Consider the following 26,281-nt stretch of genomic DNA (forward strand, 5'->3'; position numbering starts at 1 on the left):
TATAGGTCCATTCCTATCATACCCCCTAATCATTTGTGGGGTGCGCTGCTAGATTGGTTTCACATTCAGTTCGAGTCATTCTATTGACTTATCCAGGAATTCTCATGGACAGCAAAAAGCCGATCTCCAACTCTGACGTCTTCGGTTCAATCGGTCGTCGCGAGTTCGTGACCAAAGCCACGCTTGCCGGCGCTGTGTTGGCGGCCGGTGCTTCTGCATGGGCAGGCTCATACACCCCGGAAGGCAATGCCCAGGACTCAAAAACACCTCACAAAGGGGATCAAAAAATCACTAAGCGTCACCTTCTACGACACCGCCGAAGTATATGGTCCATATACTAATGAAGAGCTGGTCGGCAAAGCGCTCAAGCCATTCCGTGACCAAGTGAAGATCGCAAGCAAATTTGGCTTCGCTATCGACGGCACTATTGCCTTGAACAGCCGTCCAGAACACATCAAGAAGGTCGTAGAGGAATCGCTCAAACGGTTGCAGACCGACCGTATCGACCTGTATTACCAGCACCGTGTCGATCCCAATGCGCCGATTGAGGACGTCGCCGGCGCGATCAAGGATCTCATTGCCCAAGGCAAGATTCTGCATTTCGGCCTGTCGGAGGCCAGCGCGAAAACCATACGCCGGGCTCATGCTGTGCAGCCTGTGTCAGCGATCCAGACAGAGTATTCATTCTTCCATCGAGATCCTGAGCACAACGGCGTGCTCGCCGCCTGCCAGGAACTGGGAATAGGTTTCGTTCCATGGGCTCCGCTCGGCGAGGGCTATCTGACCGGAAAAATGGACGCACATACCAAGTTCGATTCCGAGACCGATTTCCGAGGGACCTTCCCTCGCATGTTTCCTGAAAACATGAAGGCGAACATGCCGGTTGTGGACATATTGAGGAGCGTTGCTTCTGCTAAAGGCGGCACGCCTGCCCAAGTCGCCATTGCCTGGCTGCTTGCTCAGAAGCCTTGGATTGTTCCGATCCCCGGCACCCGCAGAGTCGATCACCTGACCGAGAACCTAGGTGCGCTGAACATCGAATTGACAAGCGATGACCTTCTCGCGATGGAACAGCAGTATTCCAAATTGACAGTGCATGGTGAGCGTATGTCCGACATGCATATGCAGCAGATTGATCGGTCCTGATAGGCAAAATATAGCGGCGTCGGGTTCGCACTCTGTGTTCCGACGCATTTGAAGCGGTGGTACGTGAACGTAGAGCCACGGTCGAGTAGTCGAATCAGCCCTACCCGTTCTTATCAAGAAAGGCGGCGCTCCTGCTCCGCCCTTCTTCATTGCTCAAGGCGTCAGCCGTCTGAGGGTACGAATGAAGGCTTTGATCTTGGCATCAAGGTAATCTCTTCCCGCATAAATGGCATACAGGTTCAGTTCCTGTAGCTGGTGATCAGGCAGCACATGCACCAGCGTCCTCTCCTGTAACGACGGCCTGGCTGCAAAGGCAGGCAATATCCCTACCCCCATTCCCGACTCCAGGGCCCTGACCATTGCCTCGGTAGAGTCGACTTCCAGAAACGCGGGACGCGGTTGAATCGTCTCTGTCTGGCCACCTGACATAAAGCACCACTCGAGTGCATCTGTCATCGGTACCGACAATTGCAGGCAATCGAGTCGGATAAGGTCTGCAGGCGTCTGTGGCACGGCATTGGCGGCCAGGTAGGATGGCGAGGCGCACAAAATACTCTGAGTCTTACCCAGTTGCCGTGAGATGTATCCGGAGTCAGGCAGCCGATCGGAGGCAATGATCGCAATATCGATACCTTCGCCTAGCAAGTCTGGGAGACGGTTCGAAAGCGTCAGCTCGAAAGTAATCGCTGGATGAAGCTTGCGCAGCTCAGCGATAGCAGGGACTACGAAATGAGCCCCGACCCCCACCATCGCATGCAGGCGCAAACGCCCTTCTGGCAATGACATCGCACCCCGCGCCTCGACTTCTGCCTGATCCACGGTAGAGAGAATCCGCCGGCACCATGTGAGGTAGCGTGCGCCGGCCTCGGTCAAGATCAACTGCCGTGTATTGCGATTGATCAAGCGCGTTTTCAGATGCTCTTCAAGCTTTGCGATATTGCGGGAAATCGTCGGCACTGCCAGGTGCATCTGCTTGCCAGCAGCGGTAAAGCTCCCCGTCTGCGCTACGCACATGAACGTGCGCATGTTCTGCAAAGTATCCATGACACTGCCTCAAAAAACCCTTGAATGCCTGTTAATTCAGTGAGTCATGACGAACTGCCACGTTGACCCTCAAAAAATACTACGTTATAAATACTGCCAGTGTCTATTGTGACCCACGCCTACCTCGACCTCTGATGCGAGCCAACATGAGCGATACAGCCAAGCCGATCAAAAGTGCCAAGCCTCGGAGCCGGTCGTCCATCGGTGCTGTGCGCAGCCCCCAAAGCACCGAAGCGATCCTCGATGCGGCGGCTGCCATTCTCAAGGAAAAGGGGTACAAAGCCTTCACCATGGACGCTTTGGTGGAACGAGCAGGTTCCAGCAAACCCACCATCTATCGATGGTGGCGTAGCAAAGGCGCATTACTGCGCGATGTGTACGAGCGTGCCGCTGTGACGTTCGTAACCTCCCCAGATACCGGGGATCTTGAGCAAGACCTGATCGACCACTTGCGGTCCTTGTGGGTGTGGTGGCGGTCTTCCAGTGCTGGCGAGACGCTACGCAGCGTGTTTATCGAAATCCAACTCGATATCGAAGCCATCGAAGAGTTTCGGACAGCCTTTCTTCCTCGCCGCGAGCGAACGCTGCGGAACATTTTTGCCAGAGCGGTCAGTAGAGGTGAAATCATCGACGGGCCAGCCATTGATGCTGCCGTAGCGATGCTCACCGGGACATCCTGGTTGCACTTGGTTACCGCAAACCTGGACAACCTTGAAGATATTGATCGGTCTGTTGCACTCGTTGTACGAGGCCTGCGCGTCGGCTGAACCTCTTACGGAGGTGCCGATGCTTTTTCACGCCCATAACGACACTGTCAGTGTTTATAGGTTTTTCATCCACCACTCACGCCGACAGGCGCAGGCCTCTTTTTAGCGTCAGAGAATCCCGTCATGAACACCAGAAAACACCAGGCTAGTGCAAGGGTTGCAGCCACCTTGCACCCCAGCAAGTACATCTCGGTTGCCCTACTGTTAGGCGCCCTCTCCGGCTGTGCATTCAGTGACTTGACAACCAGCGCCCATATGAGTGAGCCACAAGGCATGGAGCAAACCCTCGCCGACAGTGACCTCACGTTGTCAGCTGCTGCGTGGCCAAGCGAAACCTGGTGGACGAGTTACAACGACGCACAGCTGAATGTGTTGGTCGCGCAAGCGCTGTCCGGTAGCCCCACGCTGCGTGCCGCGGCCGCGCGCGTGCATCAGGCCAATGCGCTTGAAGACATACAGGGGGCATCGTTGCTGCCTAATGCCGAAGTGGGCGTGAGTGTTACTCGCGAACGCTTTAGCTCGAACGGCACAACGCCGGCGCCGGCTAAAGGAACTTGGCAGAACGTCCATCAGGGGACGTTCAACCTGAGCTATGAACTGGACTTCTGGGGTAAAAACCGCGAAGCAGTGCAAGCTGCAGTCGGGCGCCGTCATGCCTTGGAGGTCGACGAGCGCGCTGCAGCGCTCATGCTCTCCACTTCAGTGGTGCAGACCTACATCGCCTTGCAGGACAACTATGAACAACTCGATCTGGCTCAAGCACTGCTGGATCAGCAGGAGCAGATCGAGAAATTGACCCAGCAGCGGTTCGAAGCGGAACTGGGTACGCAGATCGACATCAAGCAATCTCAAGCGGCGCTTCCTGCCAGCCGGGCGAACATCGCTGCGCTGAGGGAGGTGATCGAGCTCAACCAGAACAAACTGGCTTCGCTTTTGGGTAAAGGGCCGGACCGTGGTCGAACGATCACACGGCCACGCATGCGTGCGAGCAGCACCGTGACCCTTCCAAGCAATCTTCCTGCGGAGCTTATCGGCCATCGACCCGATGTCGTAGCCCAGCGCTGGCGAGTAGAGGCGTCAGGGCATGAGATCGAAGTCGCCAAGGCGCGTTTTTATCCCAATGTGAACCTTACATCGTTCATTGGCATGCAGAGCCTTGCATTCGACACCTTCAACGACCACAGCAGTCGCATCCTCGGGGTCTCCCCTGCTATCAGTCTGCCAATTTTTGAAGGGGGCCGCCTGCGTGGCAACCTCGATGCACAGAATGCAGCTTACGACCTCGCTGTTGAGAACTACAACCAGACCGTCATCGATGCGCTGCGAGACATTGCTGATCAAATTGCTTCCCTGCGTTGGCTGAAGGAACGCCTGGCTCAACAAAATGAGGCTGTCGCTACGGCACAGGCGGCCTCGGACTTGGTGAATAGTCGCTACGCGGCAGGTTTGGCCACTTACCTGCAGGTCCTCGCCACACAAAACGCCACGCTGGCCGAAAAACGACAACTCGTCACTTTGCAGTCTCGCGCACTTTCCTTGCAGGCGAACCTCAGCCGAGCACTGGGGGGCGGATATAGCCCTGAAATTCAACCTGATGCCGACGTCACCTCCACAGCAGCCAAAAAATCATGACCAGTAAAACACCTGCATCCGCTTCCCCAGAGCAAGCTAAACCCTCCCGTTCCCCGCAGCTGCTGTTGGCGCTGGCCATCGTGCTGCTGTTAGTAGCGCTGGGTATCTGGTACGTGACCCGTATGGGCGCGGAGTCTACCGATGATGCCTACGTCGAGGGCAATATCGTCCAGGTCACCTCTCAAGTCAGTGGCACGGTGACGGTCATCAATGGCGACAACACGGATTATGTTGCCGCTCATAGCCCGCTGGTAACACTGAATCCTGTAGATGCCGAAATCCAGTTCGAGCGTGCCAAGTCGAACCTCGCGCGGGCGGTACGTCAGGCGCGCACTCAGTACTATCAGGTCCAACAACTGGAAGCCGAGGTCAGCCAACGCAAGAACGACGTCCGTAAGGCACAGGACGATGTGCGGCGACGCAATCAGCTAGCGTCCAGCGGTGCCGTATCCCGGGAAGAAATCAGCCATGCTGAGGAAGTTTTGAAAAACGCTGTGGCTGGCCTTGAGGGAACCCAGCACGCCCTGGCGGTGCGCCTGGCCATGGTCGATAACACCACGCTGCGCACACACCCTGATGTGCTTGTGGCCGCGAGTAATTTGCGCGATGCCTACATCGCGCTGCACCGCACGCAGATCAGCTCGCCAGTCAGCGGGCTCATTACCAAACGGAGTGTACAGGTAGGCCAACGGATCAACCCCGGTGTGGCATTGATGTCCGTGGTACCGGTCGATCAGGTCTGGGTCAATGCCAACTTCAAAGAGTCTCAGATTGAAGACTTGCGCATTGGCCAACCGGTCGAGCTTCGCGCCGACGCTTACAGTCGTGACACCGTCTTTCACGGCACGATCGTAGGGTTGGACGCCGGCACAGGTAGCGCTTTTTCCCTGATGCCTGCGCAGAACGCAACGGGCAACTGGATCAAGGTGACCCAACGCGTCCCCGTGCGCATAGCCCTGGATGCCAAGGAAGTAGAGCGCCATCCGCTGCGTCTCGGCCTGTCCATGCGGGTATCGGTTGATACAAGCGACCAGACCGGCGCTGTGTTGAACACGACCAGCCCTACCCGCCCCGCCTACAGTACTTCCATTTTCGACAACGAACTCAAAGACGCCAATCAGGTTGTTGAGCAGGTAATCAGTGCCAACGAAGATCGCGGGCGTAACAACCAACACGTCAACCTTTGACGAGGGGCATCATGTACCGAAAAAATGCTGCCCTGCTCATTACGGTTGGTTTGCTGTGCGCCCTGGAGTATTTGCAAGCCGGAATGATTGCCTTCGCCTCTGCGCCGATACGCGGTGAAATCGACGCCAGCCCAGAAGAGTTCACACTGATCACGGCACTCTATGCGTGCATTGCCGTTGTTGTGATTTCCAAGCAACGGTGGCTGGTGGAGAGGCTTGGCTGGCGCAACTTTATGCTGGGCTCCATCAGCATCTTCATCGTGGGCGCGCTGGTCTGTGGGATGAGCGATGACTTGACGACATTTACCGTAGGTAGGGTCATCATGGCGTTGGGGGGCGCATCGTTCATGACGTCCGCCCGCCTGATGGTCAATTTCCTGCCCCCAGGCCCCGGGCGTTTCATCGGTGTAAAAGTGTTTGCGACCGGGCTGGCCATCGGCACCGCTTCTGCACCTTTCATTTCATCCATGGTGGTGATTGAAGATACTTGGCATGCGATTTTCTGGGTGCTCATCACAGGCGCTTTGGTTGCAGGCTTGCTGGGAATGCGCTTTTTGCCAAGCGCCCCAGCTCCGATCGACGATCGCACCCCCTCGACGCCGGCGAACATCCTGCTGCTGTCCGTGAGCAGCTTCTTTTTGTTGTACGTGATGCAACGCTCCTACTACGACTTCTATAACGAGACATTCATTCTCATCGCATTCTCGCTGTTGGCGGCGCTTGGGCTGTATATCTTCTTCCACGCAGAACACCGCAAGGACGCTCCCTTCCTCAAGGTCAGGGATCTCATGCAGCCACGCTATCTACTCGGTGTCGCGCTCTTCTGCTTCACCTACGTGGTATTGGGCGCCAACAACTACATGCTGCCGTACTTTCTGCAGACAGGCCTTGGCTACTCCTGGGACACCATAGGGACATTTCAGGCTTTTGGGCTCGGTGGCGCGCTGGTCACGTGGCTGGTCATGGCCATGCTCATCCCCAAATTCCCTGCCCCCAAAAAATTCTTCCTTACAGGTTTCGGCGCGCTGTCGGGATTTGGCTGGCTTATGTCATCCATTACAACGGACGCCAACATGTGGTCGAACATTCTGCCGGCGTTGTTCCTGAACGGCTGTTTCGTGATGCTGGTATTGGCCACGGCCGCCATGCAGACGTTTCGCGATGTCACCCATCACGACACGCTGTTCGCCCACGCCTACCAGATCAAAAGCATGCTGGGGCAGATTGCCATGGCCATGGGCACAGCATTGGCCACCTTGTTCCTGCAATGGCGTACGACACTCCAGTACAACAATTTGAATGGGCACTTCAGCGCCGGTGACCCGGTGTATCTTGAGCAGTCGCAGCACCTCGCGCAGGCCCTGACACCTCAGGTGGGTGCTGCTGCGGCGAATCAGATTTCACTGTCGATGCTGACGCAAAGCCTTCATCAGCAGTCGACCCTGGTTGCCAGCATGGAGTACTTCTGGTTCGTAATCGTTGTTGCAGTGGTGGCGCTGGGGGTATCGGCCGCGCAAAAGACCTTCAGATAACTCAAACCTGAAAGGCGGGCTGAGATCCTCGGGCGTCATGATCTATTGTGCAGATAGGCTGGCGCGGCGCAGAGGATCTCCTCAGGTCCAATCTTCGCTTTCCGGAAAGTCACGAAAGGTCAAACTGATTCGTGGCCCTACAGGTCTGGATGTCCTCATCACGGCATGCAACCAGTAGCGCTGGGTATCCCCCTTCATCACGATCACCTGCCCGTGCTGGAGGAAAATGGCTCGACGCTCGTCTAGGAGCTTGTGCTTGAACGCAAATTTGCGCTCGCCGCCCAAACTCAACGAAGCAATTACACTGTGCGGGCCCTGGGCTTCAGGGTCACTGTGCCACCCCATTCCCTGGCTGCCATCTTGGTAGCGATTGAGTACACAACTGTTGAACTTGGCACCGCTCAGTTGCTCCATTCTGTCGCGGATGGCGTCAAGCACAGGCAGGTCCCATCGCTTGGCCTCACGCAGGACACCCGAATGAAAATACCGGTAGGGTTGATCTGCGTACCAGGCTACCTGCCTGCCGCTGGTGATTCGTTGGCCCGCGATCAGCGCAGTATCTGCCTGCCATGGCACATGCTGTTGAAGCTGGCGCAGCAATTCATCGGCTTCACGCTTGGCAATGACCAGGCCCAAGTCATGAACCTGACCATCGCACGGCAATAAATTCAGAGACTCAGCTTGCGCTAGGAATAGATCTGCTTGCATGCACTTCCGAGGTTTAGAGAACGGCAGGCAGCCGCCAAACACCGGATTCTAATTTCCCGCGGGATTCTGGATTACCGCCAGTTCTGTTTGGACAGTTGAAACTCAACGCATGGAGTCACGCGTAGACAGCTTGAATCGATAGATGGGGCCAGGACACCCTGTCGAAATATAGTTGAAACTTTCAACCATATGGTTATGCTCTGGTCATCGATCTGGAGCATTCGTAATGTATTCCGATTTTTTGAATTTCAAACTGGACATGGCCAGCGCCCTGCTCATGGAGCGTGCCAACGCCGTGTACCGCCAACACTGGGACCTGGATGTACGCGGCCTTCGTGTGCTGCGGCTCATCCAAGCCCACCCCGATGTCACCCCCAAAGACGTCTCTACGCTCGCAATGCTGGAAAAAACGCTGCTGTCAAAGACACTGGCGCTGCTGGAATCTCGCGGTTTGATTTCACGCCACCCCCACCCCGTCGACCGACGCAGCGTCGGCTTGCGTGCGACGCCCGCCGGCACCCAGATTGCCGACGACTCTTCGGTAGTGGGCGCCGAGTTGGAAGATCAACTCGTTCGTGCTCTGTCGCTCAAAGAACGCCAGGCGCTGGACGGTCTGCTCTCAAAGCTAGTGGATAGCCTGCTACCCACCGACTGACGCTTCAATCCCCCCACACCCTGCCCTCTTTTTACGTGAAGGAGTACCTCATGTCGTCCCTGAAAAAGTTGATCCCATCACTCGACAATCTCTTACCGGAACTGGAAGAGGTCTACAAAGACCTCCACCGCCACCCTGAATTGTCGATGTGCGAGTTCCGTACCGCTCAGATCGCAGCCGACTATCTCGAGCGCTTTGGCTATGAAGTCACGCGTGAAATGGGTGTGACCGGCGTGGTGGGTGTATTGCGCAATGGGCCCGGGCCGGTGGTCATGCTGCGCGCGGATATGGACGCACTACCCATGGCGGAGAACACGGGTCTGGCATATGCCGCAGATGTGGTCACCCGCAACGAGGATGGAGTGGAGGTGCCGGTATGCCACTCCTGTGGCCACGACATGCACGTGACATGGCTGATGGGCGTGGCGCGGGTGCTGTCTGAGCACCGTGACACCTGGCGAGGCACCGTCATGGCGGTGTTCCAACCTGGGGAAGAAGTGGGCATCGGCGCACAAAGCATGGTCGACGACGGCATGCTCGAGCGCTTCCCAAAGCCAGATATCATTCTCGGCCAACACGTCATGGTCGGGCCTGCCGGTACCGTCGGGCATCGCAGCGGCACCATTCTTTCAGCGGGTGACAGCCTCAAGATCAAGCTTTTCGGCCAAGGTTCGCATGGCTCTCAACCCCAGACCTCAATCGACCCGGTGATCATGGCGGCGTCGACAGTCCTGCGCCTTCAAACCATCGTGTCTCGTGAAATTTCTCCTCTCGATCAGGCAGTGCTGACCGTAGGCTCAATGCAAGCAGGCACCAAGGAGAACATTATCCCTGACGAAGCCACACTGAAACTGAACATGCGCACCTACGACGAGGGGGTACGCGAGCACATGCTGGGCGCCATCAAACGTATCTGCTGCGCCGAATGCTCGGCATCCAACGCACCGCGTGAGCCGGAATTCACCACACTGAATCGTTACCCCTTGACGGTAAACGACGCCAAGGCCTCTTCCCGTCTGGCTGAGGCATTTGGCACCTGGTTTGGCGAGCGCGCTTATGAAACAGCACCTGCGGCGGCCAGTGAAGACTTCAGCGTATTTGGCCGGGCATGGCAGGTGCCTTACGTGTTCTGGTTCGTAGGCTGCACAGACCCGGAGGTCTACGCGCAGGCTAAAGCCAAAGGCCAGATCAACAGCATCCCCAGCAACCACTCCCCCAAGTTCGCGCCGTTGTTGCACCCTACCCTTCGTACGGGTCTTGAGAGCATGCTCTGCGCGGCTTTCGCCTGGTTCGGCGATAACGAGTAACAGCCCATGGATGGTCACCTGATCTACAGTGTGCTCGACCTGCTCGGCACGTTCGCCTTCGGCGTGAGCGGTGCGGTCGCTGCCCGGCAACAGCGTCTGGACCTGTTTGGCATCGTGACCATCACCTTTCTGGTCGCTTGCGGTGGCGGCATCATGAGGGACTTGTGCCTGGGTGCCCTGCCTCCTGCCGGGCTGTCGAACTGGCGCTATTTGGCAGTTTCCATGGCTGCAGCGCTCTGGGTTAGCTGTGCCTATCCGAGCGTATGTCGGATGAAGTCACCGGTCCAACTGTTCGATGCGATAGGGCTTGGGTTGTTTGCGGTTGCAGGCGCGAAGAAGGCTCTGGCGGCCCACGCCGGCGCAGAAGTTGCCCTTGTGCTGGGAATGGTCAGCGCCACAGGCGGAGGGGTGCTTCGGGACATCTTGCTTTCCCGTGTACCGAGTATCCTGCAGCGTGAAATCTACGCCTGCGCAGCATTGGCCGGTGCCGGGGTCGAGGTTGCCCTCAGCTATCTGGACGTCAGCTCAGCGTGGGGGTCATGGCTGGCTGCGGCGGCGTGTATCGGCCTTCGTCTTGCTTCGCTGCGCTTCGGCTGGCGCTTGCCCGTCAATCGCAACGATATCAACGAGCAGCAGCGCTAGAAACGATGCGCACCTGTGGGGTCTCGCACGGGGCTCCACAGACGCGCCCGTCAGTTTGCCTCAACCAACTCGCGCACGCCGCTCATGTGCTGCTCCAGCCTGCTCCTCAACCAGCGCTCCGCCGGATCGCTATCGGTTGTGCTCAGCCATACCATTGCCAGCTCCAGGGGGGCCGTTTCAAAAGGCAGCGGCTCAGCTGTCAGATTCCCCCAGCCTGTCAGTGCCTGGGCAGCGTAATCAGGGCAGCAGGCAAGCAAATCGGTATTGGCAAGAATGGAAGGCAATGAACTGAACTGCGGAACTGACAAAACAACCTTTCGTGTCCGATCAATTTCTTTGAGCCAGTCATCTACCACCCCATGAACATTGGCAGTTGGAGAAATCTGCACATGTGGCCGTGCGCAGAACTCATCCAGGGACAGCGGCGTCTGGCATGGGTCAGCCCTCAGCACACGCGCCTGCATCGTGCGCAGCACTTTGCGTTTTGCGTTCGCCGGAAGGCCTTTGGTCTGGCTTATACCTACTGTGACTTCACCAGATGCCAGCAGGTCGGGAATACGCCAATAGTCGACATGCTGAACAACGATCACGATATGGGGCGCCTCCACGCGCAGCGCTCTGAGCAGCGGAGGTAGCAAACCCGACTCCACATCATCCGACAAGCCGATCCGGAACGTCATCTTGCTGGTTTCCGGATCAAAGTCATGTGCAAGGCTCAGTGCGACGGACATGGCATCCAAGGCAGGTGTGAGATGTTTAATGACTTCCTCAGCGCGGGCTGAGGGTTCCATACGATTACCGACCCGAATCAGCAGCGGGTCATTGAACATGGTCCTTAACCTGGCCAATGCAGCACTTACTGTAGGCTGAGCCAGAAACAGTTTCTCTGCCGCACGCGTGAGGTTGCGCTCCTGCATCAAGGCTTCAAAAACGACCATCAAATTGATGTCAGCCTTTCTCAACTCGTTTCGGTTCATGCACCTCTTCCCGCTGCTCGTAATCCGAAAGTAACAACCGCCCATGCAGTTTCATCGCGAAGCTGACAGCTCTAGAGCAGACTATCACCTCAGGTAATAGTCATCATCATCCTTCATGTGTTCCGTCTTGTCTGTGCAGATGGATAATGGCTGATTTCAATTGCACTGACCGCAGGGCAAAACCGGGAAATCAGGAACATGCGACCTTTTATCATTGTTGGCACGGCCTTCGCCCTTTCAGCCGTTGCCGGATGTTCATCGACACCAAACGAACCTTCGCTCACGCTGGACACACAAAAATCCCCTGAGGCGTACACCGCTTGCCTGGTGCCAAAGCTCGAGGAAAACGCCTTCAGGCCAACCCTTTCGCAATCTGACCGTCACTACAAAATCGTCATGCCCAGTGCTGTGGCCGCGGACAATGTGATCGAAGCCTACAAGGCATCATCTGGCGGGAAGGTTTTTGTCTATCAACGCAGCCTGTTGGCCCACGGGCTTTTGCAGGCGGCCAGGGACTGCGTTTGATTCGCAGCCCCTGGCCTGCTGAGTCAGCTCACCAGATCAGCCCTGAGCTTTCTTCGTCTTGAAATCACGCAGCATTGCGTCAGTGGCGATGATCGCGTCGTACACCAACTCAGGTGTGACAGCGAACGGCATGTTATGAACGGTGTCGTTCTCGTCGCATGCAGCTTGCGCGACTTGTCTCCATTCATGCTCCCTGAATGTTTTCAATCCCAGGTCTTCGAGGGTCAAGGGCAGCCCAACGGATATAGCGATATCGACAACCTCTTCGATCTCCGCCATCGGGGCTGCCTCCAACACCAGTTGGGTGAACAAGCCAAACACCACTTTCTCACCATGCTGCGCGCCATGAAGGTCATGGACCAACGTCATACCGTTGTGAATGGCATGCGCTGCTGCGCACCCGCCAGACTCGGCCCCAACGGCGGACATGTAGATGGTTGCTTCAATGGTGTTTTCCAGTGCCGCCGTGATGGTCTTGCTGTTGACCGCGTACATGGCCTGCGCCGCGTACTTCCTGATGGTCTCATAGCAGGTCCGGGCGATTGCGAAACCCATCAGCGTAGGCTTGAGCATCTTCCCATCGTTACCCAGCACCAAGTTATCGCGTTGCGCGGCAAAGCAGGCCCTGGCCTCGAAATAAGTAGCCAGGCCATCACCGACACCGGCGGCGAAAAACCGCGGTGGTTGCTCTGCAAGAATGCGTGTGTCCGCCAGCACAAGGTCGGGGTTGTTGGCGAGGAACAAATATCGATTGAATGAACCGTCATCGTTATAAATGACTGAAATGGCGGTACACGGCGCGTCGGTCGAGGCCAATGTCGGCACGATGAGCACAGCACGTTTCAGATAGTGTGCAACGGCCTTGGCTGTATCCAGTGTCTTGCCGCCGCCAATCCCAACGATGTAGTCGGCATCACCCGCTGCCTCGACATGGCTGTCTATCTCGCGGTCAGAACACTGCCCACCGAATACGCCATAAGCTGCAGACTGCTCGTCAATGAAGCCTGGCAACGCGTTTTGCTCGACCCTGGTCATGATGAACTGATCGCAAATCAGATACGCACGGGCTCCATAAGCCTTACCATGTTGCGCCAGATCGCCTAACGCATCAGCTTGCATCAGAAATTTTGTTGGCGATACAATGCCCTTGATCACACTCATGCGACACCCTCTCAACTAGGCTGTTAAAGGCACCGCTCACCTGGATGAGCGGTAAGCACGGTTCAGTTGAAGACCATTCCGCCGTCGATGATGACAGCCTGGCCAGTCATGTAGTCGGAGTCCGTTCCTGACAAGAACGATACGCAGCCCGCCACGTCCTCCGGCCGAGAAAGCCTCTTGAGCGTGATGTGCTGAGCAAATTGCTCCATTCCCCACTCGATGCTCTGGTTGGCATTTTCAGCGACGTCCTGGGCGACTTTGCGCATCATTGGCGTATCAACGATCCCAGGGCAGTAGGCGTTGACCGTAATCCCCAGAGGGGCCAACTCCCTGGCTGCCGTCTGGGTGATGCCGCGTACCGCGAATTTGGTACCGCCATAAACTGCGAGATCGGGGTTGCCGATATGCCCGGCCTGGGAGGACGCACTGATGATTTTCCCTCCGTGCCCCAGGGCTTTGAAGGCTTTCACGGCGGCCTGAATGCCCCACAGAACACCGCCTACATTGATGTCGAAGGTCTTTCTGTACACCTCGGGCGTGATGGATTCGATAGGTGCAATGGGTGCAATCCCCGCATTGTTGATCACCACATGCAGGTCGCCCAGGCCGTCGACTGCCTCTTGAACGGCTTTGAAGACGTCATCGCGATCAGCTACATCGACTTTGAGTGCGAGTGCCCTGCCCCCTTTCGCATTGATTTTGTCAGCGACCTGGTTGGCGGTCTCGATGTTCATATCGGCACAGGCCACCGAAAAACCATCCGAGGCCAAGCGCAAAGCGATCGCTTCACCGATACCTTGGCCAGCGCCAGTGACAAAAGCGACTTTCCCTTGGGATTTACTCATTTTTATTGTCCTTCTCAAGTGTGGGTGGGAATGCGTACTGCAAGTACTCATGACGTCGATTCGACGAGAGAGTATGGAAAAGCGCCATACACGCTAGAAACTCGCCTGGATTTTCACGCCAGCTACCCAAGCGTTATCAACTTCATAGACACCGCCCGGATTACGTACGTACTGGAGGTTCGGGCGCACGGTGAGCCAGTCAGTCACATGCACCCCGTAGTTGAGCTCTATGTTGTATTCGCTGTGTTGCACGGGCACGTAGCGCGGGTTGTCGTAATCGTCGATACCGCTACTGTCGTTGATCAGGCGCTGGGAGCGGGTAACGTCATCGTTGACTTTCAGGCGAGCGATACCTAGGCCGATATCATCCTTGGGACGGGCATTGAAAGGGCCTTTGTAAATCACCCCAATGTTCTGAAAGCTTTCAATGCCACTGGTGGCCTTATCGTGGACGGTCAAACTGGCAAACACGCTCAAGCCGCGGGTTGCATCACCTGCATGGCTGGTGAGTTGCTGCTGGCCTATGAGCCAAGCGCCATGCTTGCTGTTGCGGGTTTTTGGCGGCAGGCCACTCAGCGCTCGTGGTGCGCCGTTGATATCCTCATCCAGGTCGTCTGCCTTGGCGCTGCTGTGGTAGTAGCCTAGGCGGTACTCCCCGGGTAGGCCTTCGCGGCCCAGTTTCGGCATCCAGATCACCTCTACCGGGATCAGTGCTCCCTCAGTGCCGCTACCACTGAGCTTGAACCCATTACCTGTGCTCAAGTTGGAACGGTTTTGCTCGTAGACACCGACCTGCAACGCCCATCGGTCACTGATGTTGTAACGAACGCGCGCGCCCCATTGGCTGACCGGACCGCTGTACCAGACGTCTCCCGCAACGTTGCCGATCGGCGCACTGCAGAATGAGAGACTTTGGAAATCGCACGGAAAGCTGGCGAAGTCTTCGTTCACGCCCAGCCGACCGATTTTCAAGTCCCAGGCACGGTCGAAGAACTTCTGCCGATACCACATCTGCGTGAGGCGCCAGGTTTGCCCCCTGCCCCAAACCTCCTGCACCGAGCTGAGCTGCGGGGCACGTGGATCGGAGATGCGTTCGTTGGACAGGTTGTTGCCATTACGTTCCGTTACCAGCAGTTGAAACTCGGCATCGTCCCAGCCCAGCAGTTTCTGCAGGTCCATATGCGTACCGAGGGCCCACTGGGCGGTATAGCGCGCGGTACGGTCGTGGTCGTAACCGCCCTGTACGTTACTGGCTGCTTCGCCCACGTAGCCGACGATGACGTCCACCCCCTGCTCGCGAAGTTCGGTACGTAACCCTCCCCAATCACCCGTACCCCACTGAGAGGCAGGGTCAGAGGCATAAGCAGGTAACGCGATGCACGAAAGGAGCCCGAGTCCCAACGGCAGCTGCCTAGAGAAATTCATGTCGATTGTCCTTGTTTTTATAGTGACGACACAGCCTTGCCTGGGCCGCAGGTCTCTATACCTGCGGCCTGAATCAATGCGTTGACTTGAATGGGAAACGGGTCAAATGCCTGCGAGGCACAGGTATTTGATCTCTAGATAGTCCTCAAGCCCGTACTTGGAGCCCTCCCGCCCCACGCCTGATGCCTTGACGCCACCGAATGGCGCGGCCTCGGAACTGATGATGCCGGTGTTCACGCCAACGATGCCGTACTCCAAGGCTTCGCCAAGCCTGAATACGCGGCCAAGGTTGGCGGTGTAGAAGTAAGCCGCGAGGCCAAACTCAGTATCGTTGGCCCTGGCAATCACCTCGGCGTCATCATGGAAGCGGAACACCGGCGCCAGCGGGCCGAAAGTCTCCTCCTTTGCCACCCGTGCGCTGGAAGGCACATCCACCAGAATGGTCGGTTCGAAGAAGTTTCCCCCCTTCGCATGCACGCCCCCACCTTTGACGACCTTGGCGCCTTTGGCCAGGGCATCTTCGATGTGCTCATGAACCTTGGCGACCGCCTTGCCATCGATCAACGGCCCAAGGGTCACTCCGTCGGCAAAACCATCGCCGACCTTCAACGCTCCGACCGCTGCAGCCAGCTTGTCGACGAAAGCGTCATACACCTTGTCGTGCACGTACAGGCGGTTGGCACAGACGCAGGTCTGCCCAGCGTTACGGAATTTCGATGCCAACGCGCCCTCCACCGCCGCGTCGAGATCAGCATCATCGAACACGATGAAGGGTGCATTACCCCCTAATTCCAAGGAGATTTTCTTGATGTCCTGGGCACACTTTTCCATGATTTCCCGGCCGATCTCGGTCGAACCTGTGAACGAAATCTTGCGCACTATCGGGTTGCTGGTGAGTTCCTCGGCGATCTCAGCGGCTGCCCCCGGCACCACGGACAACACACCCGGAGGTATTCCGGCCTGCTCGGCCAGATAGACCAAGGCCAGGGCCGAGAACGGTGTCTGCGAAGCGGGTTTGATGACCATGGTGCAGCCAGCTGCCAGCGCCGGCCCGGCTTTGCGGGTGATCATCGCGCTAGGGAAATTCCACGGTGTGATGGCGGCGCATACACCGACCGGTTGCTTGAGAACCAACAGTCGCTTATCGGCGGCCCCTGGAATCACATCGCCGTAAACCCGCTTGGCTTCCTCCGCGTACCACTCGATGTACGACGCGCCGAAGGTAATTTCGCCTAGCGCTTCACCCAGCGGTTTGCCCTGCTCCAGGGTCATGATCTGGGCAAGATCGTGCTGGTTCGCGATGATCAGGTCGTACCATCGCCGTAACGCGTTGGCGCGATCCTTGGCGGAGCGCTCACGCCAGGCGGGGAGCGCACGTTCGGCGGATTCGATGGCGCGCCGTGTCTCGGCCTTGCCCATACGCGGGACCTGACCGATGAGTGCACCGGTCGACGGGTTGAGCACGTCGATAGTGGCCTGATTATCAGCAGCCAGCCACTCGCCATCGATATAGGCAAGTTGACGCAACAGTTGGGGATTATTCAAATTCACTGCAGAAACTCCTTATACGGCGCCATGGCGTCCGCTCTGCACTGGCCTGCGCGGTCGCGACAAGCCAGTACAACCGATGTAATCAAATGCAGGGGGCTCGATCAGCGCAGTGCTTTTTGCACTGGCGTGTCCGCTACGCTGACAGCCTTGAATTTGAATCCGCGGTAGTCGTCGTTCTTCACGGCGGCCAGTTGCTCACCGAAGGCCCCCAACCCGCCCATGTAGAAGTAGACCTTGTTGCTTTTGCCTGGAATGTTGGCGCCGAAGATCCAGGAGTCGGTCTTGGCGAACAACGTCTGATCGGCAATCGCTTGGCAGGTCGCCCCCCATTCTTGTTCGCTTTGAGCAGTGGGCTCGACACAGGCCAACTCGTTCTCTTCCATGAAGCCGATCAGATCCGATACCCACTCGACTTCGGTCTCGATGGTGGGCGGCAAGTTCGTGAAAGGACCGTTAGGCCCCAGAATCATGAACATGTTGGGGAAATTGGCGGTGGCTACAGAGAGGTAGCTCGAGGGCCCATCAGCCCAATGATCCTTCATGGAGACATCGCCACGCCCGCGGATATCGATGCGCTTGTAGTTGCCATCCACGGCATCGAAGCCTGTGGCGAAGACCAAGACATCCAGTTCGTGCTCGACACCATCCGCAGTGCGAATGCCCTTGGCCGTAATCTCTTCGATGGGGTTGGCCTTGACGTCTACCAGCGAGACGTTAGGTCGGTTGAAGGTGGCGTAATAACCACTGTCGCAGAGCGGACGCTTGGCGTAGAGGTCGCGGGGCATTAGTTTGCGCGCCGTTTCCGGATCTTTGACGATTTCGGCGATCTTCTCGCGAACAAAATCCTGTGCGGCGATATTGGCTTCTTCATTCACGGCGATGTCGTTGAACGTCTGGAACATGTAGCGGAAACCACCGCCAAAGTCCCAAGCGCGCTGGAAGATCGCTTTGCGCTCAGCAGCATCGACACTCATGGTAGGGATATCGCTTTCTGCGAACCCGAATGCGAGCCGAGAACTGCGAACTTCCTTCCAGATTTCGTCGTAATTACGCTTGATATCTTCAACGTATTCCCGGCTGACCGGCCCATTTCCGACCGGTACAGTGTATTGCGCGGAGCGCTGGAACACCGTCAGGTGGCCAACCGTCGGGGCGATCGCTGTGATCACTTGGCACCCGGTAGAGCCGGTGCCAATCACGCCCACACGCTTGCCCTCCAGTGCAGCATCTTCTGGCCAGTTGGCGGTGTGGTACATGTGTCCCTTGAACTGGTCCAGGCCTTTGATCTTCGGAACATTAGTGGCCGACAGCAGGCCCAGCGCGGTGACCAGGTATTTGGCACTGTAATGATGGCCGTCGTCAGCAGTGACCAACCACCGATTGCTGTCTTCATCGAACACCGCCTGGGTGATACCTGTTTCCAGCTGGATATCGCGGCGCAGGTCGTGGCGATCCACTACATGATTGAGATAGGACAAAATTTGCGGTTGGGTCAAATAGCGAGAGCTGAAGTCCCACTCCTGGCACAGCTCGCGATCCCAGGAAAAGCAATAAACGAACGACTCACTGTCGGACAGCGCACCGGGATAGCGATTCCAGAACCAAGTGCCACCGATACCGCCAGCCTTGTCGAACGCGCGCACTTTCAAACCCAATTCATCGCGCAGTTTCTTGAGCATGTAGATACCGCCGAAACCTGCGCCAATCACGATCGCGTCGTAGTGAATAACGTCGGTGCCAACGGAACGTTTAGCCAGAACTGTACTTGTCATTATGTTCTCCTGTTTCGATCAGAGCGCCTGCAGAGATCACGGCACGAAGGCCCGAACCTGCAGGCAATAAGTCCCCGCCTCCCTGAGCCATCGCTCAAGAAAGTTCATCCTTACTGTGTGATTGGCGACCCAAGGCGGGCCGCAGGATCGGCTAGAGCGAGAAGCCGCCGTCCACGGCAATGGCCTGGCCGGTGACGTGTGGCGCGCATGCCAGATAAACCGCTAGCTGGCCCATGTCCTCCACGGTTTGTGCTTCCCCTTGAGGCAGCAAGCTGGACTGATGGCGCTCCCAGGACTGGATTTCGGTTTCGCCAGGTTGGGCCCAGCGGGCCGACAGCCCTTCATCACCGCGCCACATCCCGGTGCCCACCACACCAGGGCAAAGCGCATTGACCGTAATGCCCTCGCGCGCGACTTCCTTGGCGAATGCATTGCTGAAGCCGATCACGGCGAACTTCGAGGCGCTGTAATGGGAAAGATCGGGAAAACCCACTTTGCCGGCGATCGAGGCCAGATTGATGATGCGGCCGAAATTGTGCTCGCGCATCAGCTTGAGTTCGGCCTGGCAGCACAGGAAGACGCCACGGGCGTTGATATTCATGACGCGGTCCCATTCGCCGACGGCCAACTCCTCGACTCGGCCAAGGCTGACCACGCCAGCATTGTTGACGGCCACATCAAGGCGGCCAAATGCCGACCTGACCTGTTCGATCATGCCGGCCACGCTTTCGGGCTGGCTGACATCCACCTGGAGGGCAACTGCACGACGACCCAAAGCACGAACATTGGCTGCGGCTTCTTCGGCAATACCGATATCGTAATCGGCCAGCACCAGGTCAGCGCCAGCGTGGGCAAGGCTCATTGCGATACCTTGACCAATCCCACGTCCAGCACCCGTCACCAATGCGACCTTGCCAGCCAGGGAAAACTCGACAGCTTTGAATTGGCTCATTTGACGCCTCTCATGTTCATTATTGTTGTTGAGACAGAGCCGTCTCATGCGGCTCGCTGAAACAGTAAGAGCAAGCCCGGTGCCAAGATTGATAAAACGGCCCCAAAAGCCCGTGCCAGACAGCTCAAGGTTCGAACATGGCGTGTCACGGACGCGTTCGATTCAACACATAACGTCTCTCGGGCCCCGACTCCCCCTGCGAACACTGAGATGTTATGTCTCATATCACCCGGTCAGCCGATTCAGCTTGAAGGGCACTGCCGTCCGGCCTTTAATGGACTTCTCAAAAAAATAAGATCCAATCTACGGAGGTTCCATGTCCTCTGGCTTGTCAAAGGTTCACGTCGAGCATGTGAATCGCGTATTGCGCACTGCCGAACACGCACCGACGCTGCCGGTGCCCAATGTCATCCTTGATTCCTGGCGCCGCTCGGCGCAGCACTACAAGCTCGACCCGGGTGGACTGCACGGCCCCAGGGTGCTTGAAGCCCATCAACTGAATGAGCATCGCGAACGGGTTGAAGATTTTTTGCAGCTTGCCGCGAATGAAATCTCGCGGCTTCACAGCCGAGTGCGGGACGCCGACTATTGCGTGATGCTGACCGACACGCTGGGTTGTACGGTTGACTACCGAATCGAGTCGAACCTGCGCAGTGAGTACCGCCGCGCTGGCATGGATGTCGGCACCTGTTGGTCTGAAGATGAAGAGGGCACCACGGCGGTATGCGCCGTGTTGATCGATAAACTTCCTGTCACGGTGCACAAACAAGATCATTTCAGAGCAGCATTCATCGGCAACACCTGTTCCGCAGCCCCGATCTTTTCACCCAACGGTGAGCTACTGGCAGTGCTGGATGTCTCGTCTGTGCGGGCGCCCGATGATCGGCGCAGCCAACATCTGATTCGGCAAATGGTTATCCAGAGCGCCAGCGACCTGGAAAATGCCTACTTCATGTACAGCACCCAAGACTTGTGGGTACTGCGTGCGCACCCGCTGCCCGGTTACGTTGACAGCCAGCCATTGTGCCTGTTCGCGTGGGATCGCGATGGCCGGATCGCAGCACTCAACCCTGCCGCACGACGCCTGCTGATTCAGCGTTGTGGGAAGGTTCCTGCACATATCGACGAGGCCTTTGCGTCCGTGCAACTGCCCGCCGCAAGTGATGACAACATCCATTTCCTGCCTTCGATGGGGCTACATGTGCGGCTCAAGGCCCCCCGCCGCCCGGTTGCGGTGTCGGTGGCAAGCGATCTGTCGTCGGCACTCGACCCCAAGGTGGCGCAAGCACTCGAACTGGCAGTGCGAGTCAAGGACCGGGGGCTTCCGGTCTTGCTTCATGGCGAAACCGGAGCCGGCAAAGAACACTTTGCCATGCAGTTGCATAGAGCCAGTAAACGTCGCGACAAGGCCTTCGTCGCCATCAACTGCGCTGCCATCCCTGAGAACCTGATCGAAAGCGAACTGTTTGGATATGCGGCGGGGGCGTTCACCGGAGCCTCAAGCAAAGGTATGCGCGGGCTGTTGGTGCAGGCTGATGGCGGTACGTTGTTTCTGGATGAAATCGGAGATATGCCGCTCACCTTGCAGACTCGGCTGCTTAGGGTCTTGAGCGAGGGCGAAGTCGCGCCACTGGGCGGCGCACGGCCGCAGGCGATTGATATTGAAATCATCTGCGCCAGCCATCGCGATATCGCTACGCTGGTGGAAACGGGCGCCTTTCGTGAAGACCTGTTCTTCCGCTTGAGTGGCGCGCGTTTTGATATACCGCCGCTGCGCGAGCGCAAAGACAAGCTGGCGCTGATCACCAAGTTGCTGGATGAAGAATGCGAACGTTCTGGAGAGCGCCTGGAACTGAGCGAAGCGGCACTTGAGTTGCTGCTGAATTACAGCTGGCCAGGCAACATGCGGCAGTTGCACCACGTGCTGCGATACGCCTGCGCCGTGTGCAAAAGCCACGTCATCTGTGTTGAGGATCTTCCCACCTCGCTGAGTGTCGCGGCCCCCGCCAAAGGTGCACAGACCGCCTCTGGCAGCCCTGAACGCCAGGCCCTGATCGACACGTTGGTGCGCAACCGCTGGAAGCCGCTGCTGGCCGCACAGGAACTCGGGATTTCTCGCGCGACACTGTATCGCAAGGTGAATATGCACGGCATCAAAATGCCGGGCAAGGGCTCCTACGACTAACGCTCACCCGGCGTCACTGCCACTGACGCCTGGTGTTCTTTTGGGCCTAGAGGGCCTGTTGTAGCGCAGGCACGGCTTCGAACAGGTCAGCGACCAGGCCGTAGTCAGCCACCTGGAAGATCGGCGCTTCCTCGTCCTTGTTGATCGCAACGATCACTTTGGAGTCTTTCATGCCGGCCAGGTGCTGGATCGCGCCGGAGATACCGACGGCGATGTACAGCTGTGGCGCAACGATCTTGCCGGTCTGGCCGACCTGCATGTCGTTCGGCACGAAGCCTGCGTCGACCGCAGCGCGCGAAGCGCCGACGGCCGCGCCGAGCTTGTCGGCCAGGCTGTACAGGTGCTTGAAGTTGTCACCGTTGCCCATGCCGCGGCCGCCGGAAACGACGATCTTGGCAGCGGTCAGCTCTGGGCGGTCGGACTTGGCCAGCTCTTCACCGACAAAGGCCGAGATACCGGCGTTGTGCGCGGCACTCACCGCTTCAACAGCAGCCGAGCCACCTTCGGCAGCAACCGGGTCGAAGCCGGTGGTACGCACGGTGATGACCTTGATCGAAGCGCTCGATTGCACGGTGGCAATGGCGTTACCGGCATAGATCGGGCGCTTGAAGGTGTCGGCGGACTCGACCGAGAGGATCTCGGAGATCTGGTCCACGTCCAGCAGCGCGGCAACGCGCGGCAGGATGTTCTTGCCATTGGTGGTGGCCGGGGCCAGCACGTGGCTGTAACCCTTGGCCCCGCCTTGTTCAACAAGAGCAACGATCAGCGGCGCGACGTTTTCCGGCAGGACGTGGGCGTAGGCGGCGTTATCAGCCACCAGCACCTTGGCAACGCCGGCGATCTTGGCAGCGGATTCGGCAACGCCACCGACGTTCTGGCCAGCGACCAGGACGTGCACATCACCACCGATCTTGGCGGCTGCAGCGACAGTGTTCAGGGTGGCCGGGGCTACGGCGCCGGCTTCCGGACCTTCTAGAAGGTCAGCGACAACCAGGATAGTCATATCAGATTACCTTCGCTTCGTTCTTCAGCTTCTCGACCAGTTCGGCCACCGATTTAACCTTGATGCCTGCGCTGCGTGCAGCCGGCGCTTCGACTTTCAGGGTCTTGTTGGTGGAGGCGAGGGAAACGCCCAGATCGTCAGGCTTGACGGTCTCCAGCGGCTTCTTCTTGGCCTTCATGATGTTCGGCAGCGACGCGTAGCGCGGCTCGTTCAGGCGCAGGTCGGTGGTGACGATCGCTGGCAGGTTCAGCGATACGGTCTGCAGGCCGCCATCGATTTCACGGGTGACGTTCAGCTTGTCGCCAGCCACTTCGACCTTGGAGGCGAAGGTGCCCTGGGCGTAGCCGGTCAGCGCGGCCAGCATCTGGCCGGTCTGGTTGTTGTCACTGTCGATGGCCTGCTTGCCGAGAATGACCAGCTGCGGCTGCTCTTTGTCGACAACGGCTTTCAGCGCCTTGGCCACGGCCAGCGAATTCAGCTCATCGGCGGCTTCGACCAGGATGGCACGATCAGCACCCAGTGCCAGCGCAGTACGCAGCTGCTCCTGGGCAGTGGTCGGGCCGACGGAGACGACGACGATCTCGCTCGCCACGCCCTTCTCTTTCAGGCGTACGGCTTCTTCCACGGCGATTTCGCAGAAGGGGTTCATGGACATCTTGACGTTAGCAAGGTCGACGCCGGAGTTGTCCGCCTTGACGCGAACCTTGACGTTGTAGTCGACCACTCGTTTGATGGCTACAAGGACTTTCATGTATAGCTCCACAGCAAAATAGAGATCAGCGCTCACCCAGTTGCTCGATCACACCTAGCGCTTTCAGTTGCGCAAGGCGCTCGTCATCCAGCCCTAGCTGACGCTTGAGAACTTCGTCCGTATGCTCACCGAGCATCGGCGCAGGACGCAGGTATTCCACCGGCGTGCCCGACAACTTGATCGGGCTGCCAACCGTCACGAAATCTGGCTGCAGTGGATGAGGGATAGTGACCAGCATGTTGCGCGCCTTGACCTGAGGCTCGTCCAGGGCTTGGGCGATACTGTTGATCGCGCCGATCGGCACACCGCGGGGGTGCACACGGCTGATCCAATCCTCTGCACGCCCCTCGAGGAAATGCCGCGAGAGGATCCCGATGATCACCTCCCGATTCGCCACACGGTCAGCGTTGCGTGTGAAACGCGGGTCTTCAGGTAGGAGCGGCAGCCCAATTGCCTCACACAGCGCAACGAACTGCGAGTCGTTGCCGCAGGCAATGATGAAGTCCTGATCACTTGCACGGAACACCTGGTAGGGCACGATGTTGGCGTGAGCGTTGCCATAGCGCCCAGGAGGTTTCCCCGAGGCAAGGTAGTTCTGACTCTGGTTACATAAGGTCGCTACCTGAACGTCCAGCAGCGCCATGTCGATGTGCTGCCCCACACCGGTCTTTTCCCTGCTGAGCAGCGCAGCCTGAATGGCCACCGTCGAATACAGCCCGGTCATCAGGTCGGAAAAGGCTACTCCGACCTTTTGCGGCCCACCGCCGGGCAGGTCATCGCGCTCCCCGGTGATGCTCATCAGGCCACCAATGCCCTGTACGATGAAGTCGTAGCCAGGTTCTGCGGCACGTGGCCCCGTCTGGCCGAAGCCTGTGACGGAGCAGTAGACCAACCGGGGGTTCAATTGCGACAGCGAGGCGTAGTCCAGGCCATATTTGGCCAGAGAACCGGCCTTGTAGTTCTCGATCAGCACATCGCAGTCGGTCGCCAGGGCGCGCACCAATGCCTGCCCTTCGGGGCTGGCCAGGTTCAGCGCAACCGATAACTTGCCGCGGTTGGTCGATTGATAATAAGAGGCCTCCGAGGTCAGTTGGTCATGCTGACCTTTCATCCAGGGTGGCCCCCAACCACGGGTATCGTCACCTGCCCCCGGTCGTTCCACCTTGATCACTTCTGCCCCAAGGTCGGCCAGCGTTTGCCCACACCACGGCCCGGCAAGTACACGGCTCAAGTCGAGCACGCGGTATCCAGTCAAAGCACCCATGTCATTTCACCTTTGCAGAAGCGGCTTTACACGCGTTCGATAACCATTGCCAGCCCTTGGCCGACCCCGATACACAGGCTCACCACGGCGTAACGCTTGCCACTGTGCTGCAGTGCCCGCGCCGTGCTCAGCGCCAGGCGCGCACCGGAAGCGCCCAAGGGATGCCCCACCGCAATCGCGCCACCGTTGGGGTTGACCCGCGGATCATCGAAGGCGAGCCCCAAACCTTTCAGGCAACCCAGCACCTGGCTGGCAAATGCTTCATTGATTTCGATGATATCCATGTCCGCCAGTGTCAGGCCGGCACGCGCCAAGGCTTTGTTGATTGCCTCAACCGGACCAACACCCATGATGCGCGGCGCCACGCCCGCAGCCGCGCTAGAGAGAACGCGTGCCATGGGCACCAAACCGTGACGTTCTCCTGCAGCCGACGTGCCGATCAGTAGAGCGGCGGCACCATCGTTGACACCTGAGGCATTGCCAGCGGTGACTACACCCCCTTCGTGCAAACGCCGCAGGCGACTCAAGGCCGCAATGTCAGATTGTGGCCGCGGGTGTTCGTCATGATCCACAAGGTTTGGGGGCGTCTTGCGGCCAGTCGGCACGCTGACACTCAATAACTCGTCGTCGAAGAAACCGCTAGCGCGCGCGGCTTCGTAGTTGGCCTGCGAGCGGGCCGCGAAGAGGTCAGCGTGCTCCCGCCCAATACCGTACTCCTGAGCTACGTTGTCGCCAGTCTGCGGCATGCTGTCATTGCCAAACTCCGAAACGATCTTCGGATTCGGAAAGCGCGCGCCGATCGTACTGTCATACACCGAAAAGTCTCGGCTATAAGCCGCCTCTGCTTTTGCCATGACGAAAGGCGCACGCGACATGCTTTCCACCCCGCCGGCCACGAACAGTTCACCTTCCTGGCAGGTGACCGCACGGGCGGCATCGATGACCGCTGCCAAACCACTGGCGCACAACCGATTGACCGTCTGGCCCGGAACCGTTACCGGTAATCCGGCAAGCAGCGCTGCGTGGCGCGCGATATTGCGGCTGTCCTCACCCGCCTGGTTGGTGTTGCCGAGGATCACGTCCTCGATGGCGTCACCAGGGATGGCGTGCCGTGCCAGCAATTCCCGGATCACATGGGCAGCGAGATCGTCTGGTCGCACCGCAGCCAGTGCACCACCGTGGCGGCCGAAGGGCGTACGCAACCCCGCAAAGATATAAGCATCGAGCATGGCAGTATCCTAAACGTAGAA

The 26,281-nt window shown here is 58.0% G+C and carries 23 protein-coding genes; 10 read left to right on the forward strand and 13 right to left on the reverse strand.

The genetic code is table 11. The annotated features are described in order from the left end of the window. The first annotated feature begins 246 nt into the window (after nucleotides 1-246). Nucleotides 247-1,146 carry an aldo/keto reductase gene (locus ACN6NG_RS13980; protein WP_197863995.1) on the forward strand — a complete coding sequence of 300 codons (900 nt, stop codon included), beginning with the start codon at nucleotides 247-249 and terminating at the stop codon, nucleotides 1,144-1,146. Nucleotides 1,147-1,299: 153 nt separating this feature from the next. On the opposite strand, the gene ACN6NG_RS13985 is transcribed toward ACN6NG_RS13980, so the two are convergent. After that, nucleotides 1,300-2,190, reverse strand: a complete 891-nt coding sequence (locus ACN6NG_RS13985) for a LysR family transcriptional regulator (RefSeq protein ID WP_474314525.1) — start codon at nucleotides 2,188-2,190, stop codon at nucleotides 1,300-1,302. Nucleotides 2,191-2,336: 146 nt separating this feature from the next. On the opposite strand from ACN6NG_RS13985, the gene ACN6NG_RS13990 reads away from it, so the two are divergent. The 4 genes from ACN6NG_RS13990 to ACN6NG_RS14005 all read left to right on the forward strand — a co-directional run bounded on the left by ACN6NG_RS13990 (nucleotide 2,337) and on the right by ACN6NG_RS14005 (nucleotide 7,308). After that, the gene (locus tag ACN6NG_RS13990; RefSeq protein WP_047602784.1) at nucleotides 2,337-2,957 is read left to right on the forward strand and encodes a TetR/AcrR family transcriptional regulator; all 621 of its coding nucleotides are present in this window, start codon (nucleotides 2,337-2,339) and stop codon (nucleotides 2,955-2,957) included. Between the two features lie 123 nt (nucleotides 2,958-3,080). Continuing rightward, complete coding sequence (locus ACN6NG_RS13995; protein WP_197863993.1) at nucleotides 3,081-4,589, forward strand: efflux transporter outer membrane subunit; 1,509 nt, start codon at nucleotides 3,081-3,083, stop codon at nucleotides 4,587-4,589. Beyond that, nucleotides 4,586-5,776, forward strand: a complete 1,191-nt coding sequence (locus ACN6NG_RS14000; RefSeq protein WP_474314527.1) for an EmrA/EmrK family multidrug efflux transporter periplasmic adaptor subunit — start codon at nucleotides 4,586-4,588, stop codon at nucleotides 5,774-5,776. The genes ACN6NG_RS13995 and ACN6NG_RS14000 overlap by 4 nt, the downstream gene beginning before the upstream one ends. Before the next feature lie 11 nt (nucleotides 5,777-5,787). Continuing rightward, entirely contained in the window at nucleotides 5,788-7,308 is a 1,521-nt protein-coding gene (locus tag ACN6NG_RS14005) for an MFS transporter (RefSeq protein WP_474314530.1), read from the forward strand. An 81-nt stretch (nucleotides 7,309-7,389) separates the two neighbouring features. Here ACN6NG_RS14005 and ACN6NG_RS14010 read toward each other — a convergent pair whose 3' ends face one another. Further along, a complete protein-coding gene (locus ACN6NG_RS14010; RefSeq protein ID WP_180688060.1) occupies nucleotides 7,390-8,016 on the reverse strand; it encodes an alpha-ketoglutarate-dependent dioxygenase AlkB family protein in 627 nt (208 codons plus the stop codon). A 226-nt stretch (nucleotides 8,017-8,242) separates the two neighbouring features. Between ACN6NG_RS14010 and ACN6NG_RS14015 the strand changes: the two genes are divergently transcribed. The 3 genes from ACN6NG_RS14015 to ACN6NG_RS14025 are packed head-to-tail and all read left to right on the forward strand — an operon-like array spanning nucleotide 8,243 to nucleotide 10,620. Then, nucleotides 8,243-8,671 (forward strand): MarR family winged helix-turn-helix transcriptional regulator, encoded by a 429-nt coding sequence (locus tag ACN6NG_RS14015; protein WP_474314533.1) that lies wholly within the window; start codon nucleotides 8,243-8,245, stop codon nucleotides 8,669-8,671. A gap of 50 nt (nucleotides 8,672-8,721) precedes the next feature. Continuing rightward, on the forward strand, nucleotides 8,722-9,978 hold the full coding sequence (locus ACN6NG_RS14020; protein ID WP_119713645.1) for a M20 family metallopeptidase: 1,257 nt from the start codon (nucleotides 8,722-8,724) through the stop codon (nucleotides 9,976-9,978). 6 nt (nucleotides 9,979-9,984) lie between these two features. Beyond that, nucleotides 9,985-10,620 (forward strand): trimeric intracellular cation channel family protein, encoded by a 636-nt coding sequence (locus tag ACN6NG_RS14025; RefSeq protein ID WP_047602780.1) that lies wholly within the window; start codon nucleotides 9,985-9,987, stop codon nucleotides 10,618-10,620. A 50-nt stretch (nucleotides 10,621-10,670) separates the two neighbouring features. Here ACN6NG_RS14025 and ACN6NG_RS14030 read toward each other — a convergent pair whose 3' ends face one another. Beyond that, nucleotides 10,671-11,597, reverse strand: coding sequence for a LysR family transcriptional regulator (locus tag ACN6NG_RS14030; protein ID WP_047602779.1), 927 nt, complete (start codon nucleotides 11,595-11,597; stop codon nucleotides 10,671-10,673). 198 nt (nucleotides 11,598-11,795) lie between these two features. Between ACN6NG_RS14030 and ACN6NG_RS14035 the strand changes: the two genes are divergently transcribed. Then, on the forward strand, nucleotides 11,796-12,122 hold the full coding sequence (locus tag ACN6NG_RS14035) for a hypothetical protein (RefSeq protein WP_121783472.1): 327 nt from the start codon (nucleotides 11,796-11,798) through the stop codon (nucleotides 12,120-12,122). Between the two features lie 36 nt (nucleotides 12,123-12,158). On the opposite strand, the gene ACN6NG_RS14040 is transcribed toward ACN6NG_RS14035, so the two are convergent. From ACN6NG_RS14040 to ACN6NG_RS14065, 6 genes are all read right to left on the reverse strand, one after another. Beyond that, nucleotides 12,159-13,283: a glycerol dehydrogenase gene (locus ACN6NG_RS14040; protein ID WP_474314537.1), complete on the reverse strand. Its 1,125-nt coding sequence runs from the start codon at nucleotides 13,281-13,283 to the stop codon at nucleotides 12,159-12,161. Nucleotides 13,284-13,345: 62 nt separating this feature from the next. Beyond that, entirely contained in the window at nucleotides 13,346-14,128 is a 783-nt protein-coding gene (locus tag ACN6NG_RS14045) for a (S)-acetoin forming diacetyl reductase (RefSeq protein WP_474314538.1), read from the reverse strand. A 93-nt stretch (nucleotides 14,129-14,221) separates the two neighbouring features. After that, the gene (locus ACN6NG_RS14050) at nucleotides 14,222-15,553 is read right to left on the reverse strand and encodes a carbohydrate porin (protein WP_474314540.1); all 1,332 of its coding nucleotides are present in this window, start codon (nucleotides 15,551-15,553) and stop codon (nucleotides 14,222-14,224) included. Nucleotides 15,554-15,655: 102 nt separating this feature from the next. Beyond that, nucleotides 15,656-17,104, reverse strand: coding sequence for an NADP-dependent succinate-semialdehyde dehydrogenase (gene gabD / locus ACN6NG_RS14055; protein WP_014861962.1), 1,449 nt, complete (start codon nucleotides 17,102-17,104; stop codon nucleotides 15,656-15,658). Nucleotides 17,105-17,205: 101 nt separating this feature from the next. Further along, on the reverse strand, nucleotides 17,206-18,876 hold the full coding sequence (locus ACN6NG_RS14060; RefSeq protein WP_474314542.1) for a flavin-containing monooxygenase: 1,671 nt from the start codon (nucleotides 18,874-18,876) through the stop codon (nucleotides 17,206-17,208). 151 nt (nucleotides 18,877-19,027) lie between these two features. After that, a complete protein-coding gene (locus ACN6NG_RS14065) occupies nucleotides 19,028-19,828 on the reverse strand; it encodes an SDR family NAD(P)-dependent oxidoreductase (protein WP_014861960.1) in 801 nt (266 codons plus the stop codon). Between the two features lie 316 nt (nucleotides 19,829-20,144). Here ACN6NG_RS14065 and ACN6NG_RS14070 point away from each other — a divergent pair, with 316 nt between their 5' ends. Further along, on the forward strand, nucleotides 20,145-22,013 hold the full coding sequence (locus ACN6NG_RS14070) for a sigma-54-dependent Fis family transcriptional regulator (RefSeq protein ID WP_061203294.1): 1,869 nt from the start codon (nucleotides 20,145-20,147) through the stop codon (nucleotides 22,011-22,013). 46 nt (nucleotides 22,014-22,059) lie between these two features. Here ACN6NG_RS14070 and ACN6NG_RS14075 read toward each other — a convergent pair whose 3' ends face one another. Genes ACN6NG_RS14075 through ACN6NG_RS14090 form a run of 4 tightly spaced genes read right to left on the reverse strand, consistent with a single transcriptional unit; the run spans nucleotide 22,060 to nucleotide 26,260 of the window. Continuing rightward, nucleotides 22,060-23,016 (reverse strand): electron transfer flavoprotein subunit alpha/FixB family protein, encoded by a 957-nt coding sequence (locus ACN6NG_RS14075; protein WP_474314545.1) that lies wholly within the window; start codon nucleotides 23,014-23,016, stop codon nucleotides 22,060-22,062. Between the two features lies 1 nt (nucleotide 23,017). Next, nucleotides 23,018-23,767, reverse strand: coding sequence for an electron transfer flavoprotein subunit beta/FixA family protein (locus ACN6NG_RS14080; RefSeq protein WP_474314547.1), 750 nt, complete (start codon nucleotides 23,765-23,767; stop codon nucleotides 23,018-23,020). 25 nt (nucleotides 23,768-23,792) lie between these two features. Continuing rightward, nucleotides 23,793-25,031 (reverse strand): CaiB/BaiF CoA transferase family protein, encoded by a 1,239-nt coding sequence (locus ACN6NG_RS14085; protein WP_474314549.1) that lies wholly within the window; start codon nucleotides 25,029-25,031, stop codon nucleotides 23,793-23,795. Nucleotides 25,032-25,057: 26 nt separating this feature from the next. Continuing rightward, nucleotides 25,058-26,260, reverse strand: coding sequence for a 3-oxoadipyl-CoA thiolase (locus ACN6NG_RS14090; protein WP_474314551.1), 1,203 nt, complete (start codon nucleotides 26,258-26,260; stop codon nucleotides 25,058-25,060). Nucleotides 26,261-26,281: the final 21 nt, after the last annotated feature.

Source organism: Pseudomonas sp. TSO6, from assembly GCF_056098905.1.